Genomic DNA, 14,557 nt, shown 5'->3' with positions numbered 1-14,557 from the left:
TTTTGACATCACTTTACGCTATCGACACCTCATCAGCGGTTCACTTGCGTTCATCTTCATAGAACCCACATGCCCATTTCATATGGACTTTTCCTTCGTCGCTCACTACCGTAGCTTTTGACTACAGCAGCAGAAGGCTGTTTGGCAGGTCTGCCTGACCAGTCCCTGCCGGAGGGCCTTCCTCCATCTTTGGTGCAGCTTTCGCAGCACACCAAAATCGTACGTGTGGTTTTGTCGTATACAGCTTTTCTAACACATGTACTAGTGTACCTTTCGCTTACCAATTCCAGATAATACTGGCTGTTGGCTGCGCTTTGACGAACTCGGTATCTCACTGAGCTGCATATCTAGCACCGAACCGGTTCCCAACGACAACTCGGGTTCTAATATAGGCTCTGGTTATTGCAGAAGCACCTTGGTAGGATTCTTAAATATAATTCATTTTATTTCTTTAAGTTTTCCTTTTAAATCACTATCTACCACTTCAATTTTAGTATTATTCAAAAAGTTTTCTATATAATCTTCCACAAATTTTTTCTGAATTTCTTTAGTTTCACCTGTTTTACTGGGAAATTTTTCTATCTTTCCGCCTTGCTCGGCTTCTTTTATAATATCTTCGTATAAAGCATTAACAGTCATGTATATCTGATATTCTTTAGCGTTATAATCGTTCCAGTATTCGTCGCTGCTAATGCCCAGCGCTTTGATATACTCTTCCACAGCTGCTATCTGATCCTTGTCTGCATTTTTATATATTTCGTCTTTTTCTTGTAATGAACGTTTTTTTGCCTGTTCAAATGTTATTTCTATGCCTCTCTTCTTCGCTTCTTCCAGCAATATCTTGTTTCTTGCTATGCTTTTAACAACTTCATCATATGTTACATTCCCATTACCTGCTTGCTCTAATAGCTCTTTTTTCTTTTCTACTTCACTTACAGGAACTTGAATATTTCCAATCTTAAAGGCTACTTTGCTATCATTATTACCATTATAATATTTAATTGTTTTCGCAAACTTAACAAAAAAGTCTCTGGGAATTTTGATTTGGGCGTTATTCGAAGCAAATGCAGGTAAAGCTATAATGACTGCTAAAGACACACAAAGCATAACAACTGCAATCCATTTCTTTTTACTCATGTAGTATAGCCCCCTTAAATTAATATGTAATTTGAAATTCCGTGTCGTGGGTGAATAACGAGGGGACCCAATCAGTGCTCATAGAATAATAAGTACTGATTTTTGACTTGGAAATATAATCCCACAAATAAAAACTAACAAAGCAGACCGACACCCAACAAAAGGAGTCGGTCCGCTCGATAAATCGAAATTTGACTCTGCTATAAGGACGATATTATCTGTCAATCATCAGTTTTCTCCTCCAAAGTATATTGTTTAAGTTAACAGCGTTGTCTGTTACGACAATTTTAAGCTCATAGGCGAATTTATATTTGTTGCTTGCGTCTTGTGGATCAATGCTAAAGAAAGCCAATTCTGATGTACCATTGCCAAGAATATCAAAAACAAATATATCTGTGCTATCTTTTGTATAACGGCTTGATAATGAAACTATTTCTTTCCCGCTTAGTCTATTTTCATATTCATAAGGCTCATTTTTATTAGAAGGCCTGGTTGCATAAACCGTTATTTGGTCGGTTTCTTCTGAGTATAAGACAGTTATTCCAGGTTCTTGTTTCTTATTGCTTGCGATAATAATTGTTACGATAATAAGTAAAAAAGCAAGAAACAGAATGAATATCCATAGCCTTTTCTTCATCATAATAACCTTTCATTAATTCATACCTATATATTGCTACATCTTTCCATAGTACAAATACGTCTATGCAGTCGGCGTTTGATAACGCCGACTGCATAGGACAGAGCCAGTTGGTTTTACGGCTTTAGGCTTTTTTAAATACACATTATTTATAAGTTATGGTGGGCAGTATAATTATATCCATACCGCCAGCTAGGCTTTGTGTTATACCGAATAGTACCATAAACATTAATGAAATGCCCTGTACGGCTGAGAATATTGCTCCCAGTAGTTGCTGCAATACCTCGTATAACCTTGCCGTTATACCTTGTATATTGTTGACTATATGTTTGATCAAATAATTGTGTACTATTTATATTTTGATCTTGATATGGGAACAAATAGTCAAAAACGTTAGCAATCGTATCGAGTGGCCTGGAAACCGAAATTGCCGCACGAACTATACTTCCGCTGGCCTCATAATAGGCTCTATTGACAGATCTGTTAATAAAAACTGCATTATTTGTCAGCCCATTAATACCAATAGCATAGTTATCAAAGCGGATTCCCAATCCATAATAGAATACAGATAGCATATCTGAATATGTATCATAACTAACGAGCATTCCGTCTTTATACCTGGCTTGCATACCTATTTCCCACAAATCACTAGCTCCTCCAGAATTGCTTTGTGTTACAATGTCAACCAGTGCAAATTGAATTAAGTATTCACCAGGGCCATTGGGTAAACCATATGATACAAAGGAATAAGGTGTACTACCCCATGTATTGTCGTAGCGCCAGCCAGAACTTGTAAACACGGATGCATCAATGTTGCTATAATTACTAAGGCGGACGCTTCCGTTTGCATTTAGGGCGTTTATGAGGGCAGTCCATCCACTGTATGTTGCCATAGGCCGAATATCATTTGTTGAAACCACTGGTGACATCGAACCACTTTCTTCAGTCATATTCGTAGAGTCCTTATCAATCAAGTTCCCTGCAACACTATACAAGTCAATTATCTTTTCCTCAAGAGCTGTGCCACTCAACTGATTTTCCTGTGCATGGTATAGGGTATCAAATATATCGTGGTCAATTGGCGCCTGAAACTGCATTAACTGTTTGGTATCTTTTGCTTGCAGAATAATCATTATGAGTGATTTTTCCTTATCGATTCTAAGTTGTACAAAGTGAATATTGTCACTATCACTCATGTCGCCGAGAATTAAATTTCCGTACGTCTCCGCATTATCAGTTTTTTCATTTTTATAAAGATCACCCGATGACACCAAATCAATAACTTCACTATCACATGTTAAGATAGCATGGAGTACAAGTTTGCCATTCTCATATGCTAATGTCATATTTGACAATTTAGGGGCAACCCCTCGACTTATCTTTTGATTGTTGCCGAACAAGGAATCAACTGATGATGCACTTATACCGCCGATCTCATCAATTGCGAAAAGCGTACCTGTGTTTGTAGCTACGATTGTTGTATCTGCGTCCGACCTGTACTGACTTTCTTTAGCAAATGTAGTCGTTGCCATCCCGAAAGTGAGGGCCAACACCATTACCAGGACCAAGGATACTCTCAAAAGACGATTACATCTTTTCATGTACTTTCAACTCCTTTTAGAATTTTATTGGAGCACTTTCAAAAACTCCGAAAGCGCTTAAAATCTATGTTAAAGGCTAGACTGTTTATGTCTTGCCTTCAACATTCACCTTTGTTGGGCACTATCCCGAAAGCTGTATGGACTATGTTGGGAATCTATTTAGCCCCCAGTCAGTTTTCGAGAGTCTTCTCTAATTGTCACCGCTCAAATCCCTTATATTAGTTATTCTTCTAGGTCATGATATCATCCTCCGTTCTCTTCTCTTTATATTAGACTATCTTATGGCGTAAAAAGTTGCATTTTTTTAAAAAATATTTTTAACGAATTTTTGATCCACTTATTACGAAATGGAATCACTTCCAAATACAATTCAGGAGTACTTTCGGAACCTCCGAAGGTGCTTAAAATTCATCTTAAAAACCCGACTGTTTGTATCTTAATAGGTGATCCTATTTTTTGAGCCCATCACGCAATCATGCGGTTTTCATTGGACTGCCTATACGCCTTAAAAGAAGTGTTTTATAAAATCCCCCCGCGCCTCTTTGCTGCATAAGTTCAGTAAACTGTTTAGCCGATTCATATGCTTTCTGCATATTAAATGACAGTCTCAGATTGTTGTTCTGTCCATCGCCGAATCTAATGCCTATATCCTAGATTCCCGCCTACTCATAACGAGGTAGGCGGAGTAACACCTAATTTTATATAAAGCTCCTTCTGTTTCTCGAGAAGCTCACCAATGCGTAGTTCCCGCCCCGGACTCTCAAAGCATTCGATAACATCCAGCTTGTCAAGGACACCCTGCAGCGTATAACTTTTAAACAAATCATGATCCTGCATCTGCTTTTTGATATAGGAAAGATAAATAAGTGCAATGAACTCAACAAATAGTTTACCGTCAAGGCTTTGTTCTGACGACACCAGCGTACGCCTCATATTTAATCTTTCTTTGAGATTGCCGAAGGCTTTCTCAACAACATCTTTGTTACGGTATATTTCCAAAGCAGTGATGGAATCCATGGTCTCATTGGTAATAAGTGCGAAGAAGCCGTAATATCGCTTTGCTTTCTTTACAGCATCTTCTTTTACGATAACCTTCGTCCCACGTTTAGGCGTAGTTTTAGTAATAAAATATTTTGCATATTGCTTTTCGTGTTCGGGAATTCTTTTGTCGGATTCCAGTTCGTGACGCATAGCTATCAGATTTCTATCAAAGTTTTCTTCATCCTCAGCGGCCTTATCGATGTTGTAATACAAATGGATATAGATACGCCGGCTGTCTTCTATGACGTCACCTTTATAAGGGCGTTCCTGCTTGTATTCCCATTCCGTCTGGATGGTGTGTGAATATAGCTCGTACTTCTCACTGTAGTTTTCAAAGGTGCGGAAATCATCATAGATGGCATCCAGTTCCTTTTTCACAAAATTTAGTGACGTCTTTACTGAGATCAGAAACTTCAGATGTTCCTTGTAGAGGCCGTTGATATTATCCTCACTATAGAAACCACGATCCATGACTAGCTTTACCTTGGGAAAACCAAGTATATCAAGATCGGCCAGGAGGTTTTTGACTGTCTTGGAATCCCTTCTATTACCAGCAAGTTTCCGGTAATAGAAGGGAAGGTTGGAGTCTTCCCCAAATACAAGTGCCAAGTTAATCTGCGGCAGCTTGTCGTCTTCCTTATTCTTTCCATACTGTACTTGACGGAGCAATTCGGAGCTGCTGGAGATGGACGTAATATCATAAGCTCAGTACTCTTTCTCAGACCGGCGCCTACCCTGCAACCGGAAGAATTTTTCCTTTGCAACTTCGGTGATCGATGCAAAGAGTTGGCTACTGCGCTGAGATGGGATATTTTTTCCGTAAGGATGTTTATGAAGGTCACTCCATTTTTCAAAACGAGATAGTGGGTTACTGTCCTCGAGAATAAGATAATAGGCTATGGAAAGCATCTGCTTATATGTATCAGGGAAACAATATTTTAAGTCGTTCGTAACACCCAGTTTTTCACCAATGGCATCTAACAGGTACGTGGCACCGTAGAAGTATCGTGCTGATTCGGTTGTCGGAGATGGCCATCTTTTCGCAGATGCAGTTAAATCATCCTTCTTTCTGCCTCTGCCATCAGTAGGAATAATTTCGCCGGTTTCTACGTTTACCCGCCCTATCAAAGTACGTTTGGCACGGGACTGTTTTTTCTCCTTATCCCAGTAAGATACTGATTCATATGCGTAAGTTATACCTGATCGTTTGTCTGTTTAATAAACAATCGCCGCCATATACATCACCCCTCGTTATGAGATAACGGGAATCCAGAATGGGAAGATATCGCTGGAAGAATTTAATGAGTGGCTTGATAACTAGAGATTTCAAAATTTGTATAAATATCTATCGTGGCGCTTTCATTTCACACCATAGTGGATTTATACAAATTTTGGGATGGCCTAAAATTTTTACTGTTGCGAAAGTATCTGCTTGGACACATGGACTCTAGAAATATATCCTTCGTACGATTAAAAAGTATTTGACTTGTCACATAGACTCAGCGGACTTGAACTTCTTGCTTAATTATCGATGGAGAATCCTTGTCATTTAATTTTTTAACATTTCGGTTGATATATAATAAAATGCTTGAAATAAATCCCAAAACTCCTGTACATAAAAACATTACTGCCATTCCGCTACCGCTTCCAGTACCGACCAGATTTCTTAAAGATTCAGCCAAAACACTTTTGCTATTCTGCATAAAAGGCTCAAAAACAAAATCAGCCAAAAATCCCCCCAATAAAATACCAACAGGTATAGTACAGTACTGAATGGCGTTTCTAACAGCAAAAACTCTACCTTGTAAATCTTTAGGAACTGTATTATACATTATGGTCCTTTGTCCTGCGAAAACAAATGGTATTGGAATACTTGCAGCTAGTGCAGCAATACTCCACAAATATACATTTTGGCCTAATCCCATTAGCAAATCCCCAAAAAGGAAAGAAAATGCTGCTGAGAAAAAAATAGACTTCAAATTATTTTTAAAACCATTTTTCTTTGCAGCAACCAACATTCCTCCGAGAACCCCACCTATCCCTAGTATAGAGGTAACAATACCTAAAACTTCATTATTTTTATTTGTCCTAGCTAATAGCATAGGAGACAATATATTTTGATATGTCAACCTTGAGAAAAAGTTCAGCAGAGCCATACCTAAGATAATGTAAAGAAGTCCTCGATTTTTATTTAGAAAAGAAAGACCTTCTTTACACCCGTCAAGTATTCCTGTTTTCTCACTTTTAATATTTTCTGGTAGTTTAATAAAATATAAAAGAACAAAAAATGCAAATATAAAGGTTGCCAAGTCAAAGAAGATAATGTAATCTAACCCCATAAAAGAAAATAAAGTGGTCGATAGAATTGGCGTAACTATAGTTAACAAGTTTTCCGAGAATGAACTATATCCGCTCGCTTTAGCATATTTGTCAGGGGGAACCATCATTCCAATAGCAACAGTTTCAGCTGGAGATTGAAAAGCGTTCATTAAACCATTTATCATGTTATATGCATATATATGGTAAATATATAGACTTCCATTAAAATTTAAAATTAAGATTAATACAGAACAAATTGTAGCGATTAAGTCTGACAACAACATAATTTTTTTCTTGCTATTTTTGTCAATAAAATTTCCTGCAAATATACTTACTAAAATAAAAGGTAAATAAAAGCAAAATGCCATTAATGAAACGGACATCGCAGAATTAGTTTGTTGGTATGACCATATAATTAAAGCAAAGCTAGTCATTTCACTGCCTAATTGTAATATTGTTTGACTTAGCCAAAAAGTCATGAATTTTTTTCCCATATTGATTCACCTCTATTTAACTATAAGAGTACTTTCGAAAACTTCGAAAGCGCTTAAAATCTATGTTAAAGGCTAGACTGTTTATGTCTTACCTCCAACATTCACCCTTGTTAGGCTCTATTTCGAAAGCTATACAGGTTATGCTGGAAATCCATTGAATTCCCAGTCAGTTTAGAGAGCCTCCAGAGGATATCCATATTTATACCGGCTTAGCCCCTATACGACAGCTATCCTAACATATAGGGCATACAGTTGCTACAAAAACGCAACTAACGACTTCGGTCTTTCTTATCCGACCTCCGACTTCTGACCTCCAAACTGAATATGTCAAATCGATTTATAACCTATCAGGTCCTTTATCACTTCTCCGGCTATAATGAGCCCTGCAACCGAAGGTACAAAGGATATACTTCCTGGAATCTGGCGTTTGACGGATTGCTCTTCTATAGTACCTTGCGGTTTAATGGGCTGCTCAACGGAATATAATACTTTAAGGCTGCTGACGCCGCGCTTTTTCAGCTCGCTTCGCATAACCTTAGCCAACGGACATATGGAGGTTTCATATATATCGGCTATCTTAAAAGCCGTGGGATCAAGTTTGTTGCCCGCACCCATACAGCTTATTATAGGTATGTTTTTTTGCTTACAGGCCAATACCAACGCTATTTTAGCCGATACGGTATCCACAGCATCCACCACATAATCCAAATCATCGCTTATTATGCCGTCCACATTGTCGTAAGTAATGAATTGCCGTATAGCCGCCACCTCTGCGTTCGGGTTTATATCCAGCATTCTTTCTCTCATAACCTCTACTTTGGGCCTACCCACAGTCTTATAAGTAGCATGGATTTGACGATTAATGTTGGTCAAACAAACAGTATCGTCATCCACCAGCACAAAACGACCTATATTCGATCGGATCAGCCCTTCGGCAACGAAGCTGCCTACGCCGCCTACCCCGCATATCGCCACTTTTTTATTTTTAAGTATATTTAACGCTTCTGAACCTATAAGAAGCTCGGTACGTGAAAATGGATGAAGCATGATCCTTCCCTTTCAAAAATAATATATAAAAAGGGCAGCTTACGCTGCCCTATTGCACAAACACAATACATCCCCACCGTGCCGTGTCCATGGCTTCAATGAACCTGCCCTCAGCAGGTGGGTATCCTCCTGAATGTTTTATATGTCCTCGTCATGAGGCGTATATGCCACATCCAGAGACCGGATTCCCTATCGTTCATACGTTGGCTCATATGAAACGCCATATCATCACGCACACAGCAGGGAATTATTCTGCTCTGTCCATGAATATATAATATCACAAAATGTAGCGATTTTCAACAGCAATAATTTACCACATTATTGCTCCTGCCGTACCTTTATATGAAGCTCCTTTAATTGTTTCTCCTCCACAGGCGTCGGCGCTTCAGTGAGCGGACAAGAGGCATTCTGCACCTTAGGAAAGGCTATGACATCGCGTATTGTATCCAGTCCCGCCAACAGCATGACAAGGCGATCCAGCCCGTATGCCATGCCGCCATGCGGCGGAGCCCCGTATTCGAACGCTTTGAGCAAGAAACCGAATCTTTCCCATGCATCTTCTTTGGAAAATCCCAATACCTCGAACATTTTCTGCTGAAGTTCGGTACTGTGTATCCTTATGCTGCCTCCGCCTATCTCGTTTCCGTTTAATACCATATCGTAGGCCTTTGCCCTGGCTTTCCACGGCTCGCTATCCAACAGCGATATGTCCTCATCCATCGGTGATGTAAACGGATGATGTTTGGCTACATAGCGTTTTTCCTCCTCGCTGTATTCCAAAAGCGGAAACTCGGTTACCCACAAAAGGTCGTAACGGCTATCGTCTATAAGGTTAAGGCGTTTGCCCAGTTCCAGTCGCAACTGGCCCAACGAATCGAATACCACATCATCCTTATCGGCCACAAATAAAAGCAAATCGCCCGCTTTGGCATTCATACGCCCGAGTATAGCGTCTATCTCATCTTGACTTAAAAATTTCGTTATAGGTGATTTTAATTCGTCGGCTGTAATGGTTATCCACGCCAGGCCTTTAGCCCCAAACGTCTTGACAAAATCGACCAATGCATCTAATTCCCTGCGTGCGAATTTATCAGCTCCATCTATCACATTTATGCCGCGTACGCTACCGCCGTGAGCTACTGCGTCGACAAATACCTTAAACTGGCTCGTTCGTACTATGTCGCTTATATCCCTAATCTCTAAGCCGAAACGGGTATCGGGTTTATCAGAACCATAACGTTCCATAGCCTCTTTATATGTAAGGCGTTTGAGCGGCAATGATATGTCCATGCCTATGGCATCCTTAAATATCCTGGCTATAAGCTGTTCGTTGAGCGCTATTACATCCTCTACATCGACGAAAGACATTTCCAAATCTATCTGTGTAAACTCGGGCTGTCTATCGGCTCTGAGGTCCTCATCCCTGAAACACCTGGCTATCTGAAAGTATTTATCAAAGCCGGATATCATTAAGAGCTGCTTAAAAAGCTGCGGGGATTGCGGCAACGCATAAAATGAGCCTGCATGCAAACGGCTGGGTACAAGGTAATCCCTGGCGCCTTCAGGTGTGCTCTTGGTAAGCATAGGCGTCTCAACCTCAATAAACCCCTCGTCGGACAAAAAATCGCGCGTAATCTTAGATACTTTATGACGAAGCATAAGATTGCGCTGCATACCCGGCCTGCGCAAGTCCAAATAACGATATTTAAGGCGCAATATCTCCGATACGTTTATATCGTCTTCTATGGGAAACGGCGGCGTTTCAGAACGCCCTAAGACCTTAAGCTGGCGCGCTCTTATTTCTATTTCTCCGGTGCTTATTTTAGGATTTACAGTATCCTCCGAGCGACGAACCACATCGCCGACCACCGCTATGACATATTCGTTGCGCAGAGCCTGCGCTTTATCAAAGGCATCGGCATCAAATATCTCATTAAATACTACCTGTACTACGCCGGTCCTATCCCGCAAATCTATAAATATAACGCCGCCCAAATCGCGGCGCCTTTGCACCCATCCCATAACCACTGCGCATTTATCCACATCGCTGATCCGCAGTTGGCCGCACGTATGCGTGCGCTTTAATCCTCCCAATAACTCGTCCATTAAATTTCCTCCTAATGCAATAAGCTGTGCAGTTGTTCTGCAATATTATCGAGTTTCATACGTTGATCTTGGCCTGTGCTCATGTTTTTGCATGAAACATAACCTGAAGCCATTTCATCGGAACCTATAACCAGTACATACTGGGCTTTAAGCTTATCGGCATACTTAAACTGCCCTTTCAGACTCCGAGCCACATGGTCTATCTCCACAGATATATCGCGTTTTCTCAGCATTGACGCCAATCCAATCGAATAGTTATATGCCTGCTCCCCCACCGCTGCTATAAACAAATCCGGCCCTTTTGGCGCCGGTATAACAATGCCTTGGCTATCCATGCACATGAGCAATCGTTCCAATCCCATGCCAAAACCCGCACCAGGCATCGATGGCCCTCCGCATTGCTCTACCAGATCATCGTAGCGGCCACCGCCGCATATGGTACCCGGAGACCTTTCGTCCGTAGATAATATTTCAAACACAGTCCGCGTATAATAATCCAATCCGCGTACTATCCTGGAATCCACCTCATATTTATAGCCCATGGCCGACAGATAATTTTGAAAGCTGTCAAAATGCTTTTTACAATCATCGCATAGATAATCGACGATATCAGGCGCATCAGTCAGTACCGCCTGGCAGCTTTTCTCCTTGCAGTCCAGTATCCTCAACGGATTCTTATCGTAGCGCGAACGGCACGTGTCGCATAACTGATCAAGGCGATCGGCCAGATAGCCCATAAGCGCTTTGTGATACACAGGCCTGCATTTTTTACACCCAATGCTGTTAATATGGATTTCAAGGTCTTTTAATCCCAAATCATTCAATAAGGACATAGCGAGGTCCACTATCTCCGCATCTATGGAAGGAGCATAACTGCCAAAAGCCTCTATGCCGAATTGATGATGCTCTCTTAAACGGCCGGCCTGAGGACGTTCATATCGAAATATGGGGGAAAGATAATACAGTTTTATAGGTTGGGCTTCAGCATAAAGTTTATGTTCTATATACGCCCTAACGACACCGGCTGTCCCCTCCGGTTTTAATGTTATGCTTCTGTTACCTTTGTCCTCAAAGGTGTACATTTCCTTCTGCACTATGTCGGTGGTATCGCCTACACCCCTCTGAAACAACTCGGTATGCTCAAAAACAGGCGTACGGATCTCCTTATACCCGAATAACGCGGTCCAGCGCCGTATAAAAGATTCTACATATTGCCATTTATATACTTCATCAGGCAGCACATCTTTAGTGCCGCGAGGAGCATTTATCGCCATGCTTTACCTCCAAAAGATTTTATACATATAATTATAGATTTTAGACGGCATGGCGTCAACCTCTATATGTCTTTTTCCAAATCTTTCTTCAAGCGTCGTACCGTTTCAGGGTCTATGTCAAATTGCTCTGCTATGGTCCTGTCATCAATGCCTTCTTCTATCATATCCATCATCTCAGTAACTTCTACATCCGTAAGATCTTTGTATCGATCATCGAACCCATCTTTACTCATAAACCTTGCCTCCATCTTCTAATTTCGCTTATAGATCCACATCCGCTAAAAATGGATTGCTTATCCTTTCATACTTCATAGTAGACGAGGGACCGTGACCGGGATATAAAATAGTATTATCATCTATATTCGTTAAAATACGGTTTAAAGAAATTCTCATCTTGTATTGATCACCTCCGGGTAAATCAGTACGACCTATAGATCCGGCAAATAATGTATCGCCGGTAAATAAACAATCCTTTACCTGAATACATATACTACCTGGAGTATGCCCGGGCGTATGCATTATATGCGCTTTAGAAAGACCTATATCAATAGTATCATTATCTGCTAAAAAGCCGTCTGGAACTATCGATATTGGATTCATACCCAATAAATACGCAATGGAGGTTTCGTTATCATTTATCATAAAACAATCATCTTTATGGATTAATACTTTAGCGCCCGTAAACTTTTTTAAGTAAGGTACTGCGCCGACATGATCCGGATGACCGTGCGTCAGTATTATATGCGTAATTGCCAATTTATCTTGTACTACAATCTCGTATATCTTCTCCCCTTCATCACCCGGATCAATTATAACTGCCGAATTATCATCATATGCCCATATATAACAATTGGTCTGATACATACCGACACGTAAAACTTTCACTCTCATGAGGCATTGACCCTTTCCACGCTTATAACCTTAGGCAACTTTCTCAGTTGTTTCATCAGCTTATCCAACTGTTGTAAACCGGTTATCTGTACGGTCAGATTTATAACTGCTATACCATCCTGTCTGCTTTTAGCGTTTACAGATGTTACCATTATTTTGGACTCGCTTATGGTATTGGTAATATCGGCCAGCAAGGCAAAACGATCCTGCGCCGTCACCTGCACGCCTGCATCATATGCCGTTTTCGGCGCCTCATCCCACTGAACATCTATCAAACGTTCGGGTTCAAACGCACCACTTCTCACATTGGGACAGTCCTTTCGATGAATAGATATGCCTCTGCCGCGAGTTATATAACCTACTATTTCATCGCCGGGAACTGGATTACAGCATTTGGATATCCTCATCATAACGTTGTCGATATCGCTTACTTTTATCGTGGTAGGCGTTGACTGTTTAGGCTCCGGCATGGCTTTGTTGATGGTTTCAATGATCTTCTCATCGCTTTGCTGGGTTTGACGATAGTCTTCCACCAATCGTGCCAATACCTGATGAGGGGTTAAAGCCCCATAGCCTACCGCCGCATATATATCATCAAATGAGCGAAAGCTGTATTTCTTTATTATAGGTTCTATCCACTCGGGTTTTGTAAGTTGACCGAGCGAAAGCCCGTATTTTTTGGCCTCCCTTTCCAACAGCTCATGGCCTTTTGATATGTTTTCCGCTTTTTGCTCTTTTTTAAACCACTGATTTATTTTGCTCTTAGCCTGGGATGTTTTAACTATCTTTAACCAATCCAGGCTGGGCCCCTTTACCGTCGGCGATGTCAGTATCTCCACTATATCGCCGGTCTGCAATTCATAATCGAGCGGCACTATCTTGCCGTTTATTTTAGCTCCGATACACCGATTACCCACAGCGCTGTGTATGGCATAAGCAAAGTCAAGCGGCGTAGAGCCTTTAGGCAAATCGATAACATCGCCTTTAGGCGTAAAAACCAAAACCTCATCGCTAAATAAATCGACCTTTAATGATTCCACGAATTCATCGGCATCGCGATCATCGCTTTGCCATTCCAGTATCTGCCTCAACCATGCCAATTTTGAATCCAGGTCAGTATTTTTTAAGCGGCCCTCTTTATATTTCCAATGAGCCGCTATACCATATTCGGCTATCCTATGCATATCCCACGTACGCACTTGTATCTCAACAGGCTCTCCTTTTGGGCCCACTACGGTTGTATGCAAGGACTGATACATATTCGGCTTAGGTACGGCTATATAATCCTTGAATCTGCCGGGTATCGGTTTCCATATAGTATGGATAAGACCGAGTACGGCATAGCAATCGCGCACGGTATTCACTATCACCCTTACGGCCATAAGATCATATATTTGGTCAAAAGCCTTGCCCTGGTATTTCATCTTTTTATATATGCTATAGAAATGCTTGGGCCGGCCATCCACAGTTGCTTCAATACCCGTTTCGGCAATTTTTTCTTTGATCGTTGTTATGACCTGGTTTATATATTCTTCTCTTTGCTTGCGTTTAGCAGCCACTTTATCAACCAGATCATAATATGCTTCGGGGTCAAGATACCGTAATGAAAGGTCTTCTAATTCCCACTTTATGCTAAATATACCCAGCCTATGCGCTAACGGAGCGTATATTTCCATGGTCTCCTTGGCATTTCTGAGCTGGCTTTCTTTATCCAGATATCTGAGCGTGCGCATATTGTGGAGGCGATCAGCCAGCTTTACCATTATCACCCTGACGTCCTTAGCCATGGCTATAAACATCTTACGTAAATTTTCAGCTTGAGCCTCTTTTTTGCTCTGAAACTCCAGTTTATTCAGCTTTGTAACACCCTCTACAAGGTCTGCGATTTCCTTGCCAAAAAGCTTTACAAGATCATCATACGTATAATCAGTATCCTCTAAAACATCATGCAATAAACCGGCACATATTGTAGAGGATAACTCTGCTTTAATCTATCGTATAAATCTTTAT

Annotated in this window: 11 protein-coding genes, 1 other RNA gene and 1 pseudogene; all 13 read right to left on the bottom strand. The window is 40.8% G+C overall.

From position 1 onward, the window contains the following. Positions 1-56 precede the first annotated feature (56 nt). Positions 57-335, bottom strand: a complete 279-nt coding sequence (locus JG770_RS07230) for a hypothetical protein (protein WP_291957080.1) — start codon at positions 333-335, stop codon at positions 57-59. Positions 336-438: 103 nt separating this feature from the next. Then, positions 439-1,137 carry a hypothetical protein gene (locus JG770_RS07225; RefSeq protein ID WP_291957078.1) on the bottom strand — a complete coding sequence of 233 codons (699 nt, stop codon included), beginning with the start codon at positions 1,135-1,137 and terminating at the stop codon, positions 439-441. Positions 1,138-1,351: 214 nt separating this feature from the next. After that, positions 1,352-1,777: a hypothetical protein gene (locus JG770_RS07220; RefSeq protein ID WP_291957076.1), complete on the bottom strand. Its 426-nt coding sequence runs from the start codon at positions 1,775-1,777 to the stop codon at positions 1,352-1,354. Between the two features lie 146 nt (positions 1,778-1,923). Continuing rightward, positions 1,924-3,375 carry a hypothetical protein gene (locus JG770_RS07215; RefSeq protein WP_291957074.1) on the bottom strand — a complete coding sequence of 484 codons (1,452 nt, stop codon included), beginning with the start codon at positions 3,373-3,375 and terminating at the stop codon, positions 1,924-1,926. 666 nt (positions 3,376-4,041) lie between these two features. Further along, positions 4,042-5,613 (bottom strand): annotated as a pseudogene (locus tag JG770_RS07210) (IS1634 family transposase). 302 nt (positions 5,614-5,915) lie between these two features. Continuing rightward, on the bottom strand, positions 5,916-7,229 hold the full coding sequence (locus JG770_RS07205) for an MFS transporter (protein ID WP_291957072.1): 1,314 nt from the start codon (positions 7,227-7,229) through the stop codon (positions 5,916-5,918). A gap of 327 nt (positions 7,230-7,556) precedes the next feature. Continuing rightward, positions 7,557-8,276, bottom strand: coding sequence for a tRNA threonylcarbamoyladenosine dehydratase (locus JG770_RS07200; RefSeq protein WP_291957070.1), 720 nt, complete (start codon positions 8,274-8,276; stop codon positions 7,557-7,559). A gap of 66 nt (positions 8,277-8,342) precedes the next feature. Next, positions 8,343-8,525: non-coding RNA, 6S RNA (gene ssrS / locus JG770_RS07195), on the bottom strand. Between the two features lie 69 nt (positions 8,526-8,594). Next, positions 8,595-10,382: an aspartate--tRNA ligase gene (gene aspS / locus JG770_RS07190; RefSeq protein WP_291957066.1), complete on the bottom strand. Its 1,788-nt coding sequence runs from the start codon at positions 10,380-10,382 to the stop codon at positions 8,595-8,597. Positions 10,383-10,393: 11 nt separating this feature from the next. Beyond that, entirely contained in the window at positions 10,394-11,656 is a 1,263-nt protein-coding gene (gene hisS, locus JG770_RS07185; protein ID WP_291957062.1) for a histidine--tRNA ligase, read from the bottom strand. A 62-nt stretch (positions 11,657-11,718) separates the two neighbouring features. Beyond that, positions 11,719-11,889 carry a hypothetical protein gene (locus JG770_RS07180; RefSeq protein WP_291957059.1) on the bottom strand — a complete coding sequence of 57 codons (171 nt, stop codon included), beginning with the start codon at positions 11,887-11,889 and terminating at the stop codon, positions 11,719-11,721. 28 nt (positions 11,890-11,917) lie between these two features. Next, positions 11,918-12,547, bottom strand: a complete 630-nt coding sequence (locus tag JG770_RS07175) for an MBL fold metallo-hydrolase (RefSeq protein ID WP_291957056.1) — start codon at positions 12,545-12,547, stop codon at positions 11,918-11,920. After that, the gene (locus JG770_RS07170) at positions 12,544-14,538 is read right to left on the bottom strand and encodes a bifunctional (p)ppGpp synthetase/guanosine-3',5'-bis(diphosphate) 3'-pyrophosphohydrolase (protein WP_363320958.1); all 1,995 of its coding nucleotides are present in this window, start codon (positions 14,536-14,538) and stop codon (positions 12,544-12,546) included. The genes JG770_RS07175 and JG770_RS07170 overlap by 4 nt, the downstream gene beginning before the upstream one ends. Between the last annotated feature and the right edge of the window lie 19 nt (positions 14,539-14,557).

The sequence above is a fragment of the Mahella sp. genome (genome assembly GCF_020054945.1).
Taxonomy (GTDB): domain Bacteria; phylum Bacillota; class Clostridia; order Mahellales; family Mahellaceae; genus Mahella.
This window is presented reverse-complemented; position numbering and strand designations above follow the sequence as displayed.

What these genes read in the sequence shown, in the direction of transcription:
- JG770_RS07200 (WP_291957070.1), bottom strand. Translation starts at nt 8,276, where the DNA reads ATGCTTCATCCATTTTCACGTACCGAGCTTCTTATAGGTTCAGAAGCG.
- JG770_RS07220 (WP_291957076.1), bottom strand. Translation starts at nt 1,777, where the DNA reads ATGATGAAGAAAAGGCTATGGATATTCATTCTGTTTCTTGCTTTTTTA.
- JG770_RS07225 (WP_291957078.1), bottom strand. Translation starts at nt 1,137, where the DNA reads ATGAGTAAAAAGAAATGGATTGCAGTTGTTATGCTTTGTGTGTCTTTA.
- hisS (WP_291957062.1), bottom strand. Translation starts at nt 11,656, where the DNA reads ATGGCGATAAATGCTCCTCGCGGCACTAAAGATGTGCTGCCTGATGAA.
- JG770_RS07215 (WP_291957074.1), bottom strand. Translation starts at nt 3,375, where the DNA reads ATGAAAAGATGTAATCGTCTTTTGAGAGTATCCTTGGTCCTGGTAATG.
- JG770_RS07180 (WP_291957059.1), bottom strand. Translation starts at nt 11,889, where the DNA reads ATGAGTAAAGATGGGTTCGATGATCGATACAAAGATCTTACGGATGTA.
- aspS (WP_291957066.1), bottom strand. Translation starts at nt 10,382, where the DNA reads ATGGACGAGTTATTGGGAGGATTAAAGCGCACGCATACGTGCGGCCAA.
- JG770_RS07205 (WP_291957072.1), bottom strand. Translation starts at nt 7,229, where the DNA reads ATGGGAAAAAAATTCATGACTTTTTGGCTAAGTCAAACAATATTACAA.
- JG770_RS07175 (WP_291957056.1), bottom strand. Translation starts at nt 12,547, where the DNA reads ATGAGAGTGAAAGTTTTACGTGTCGGTATGTATCAGACCAATTGTTAT.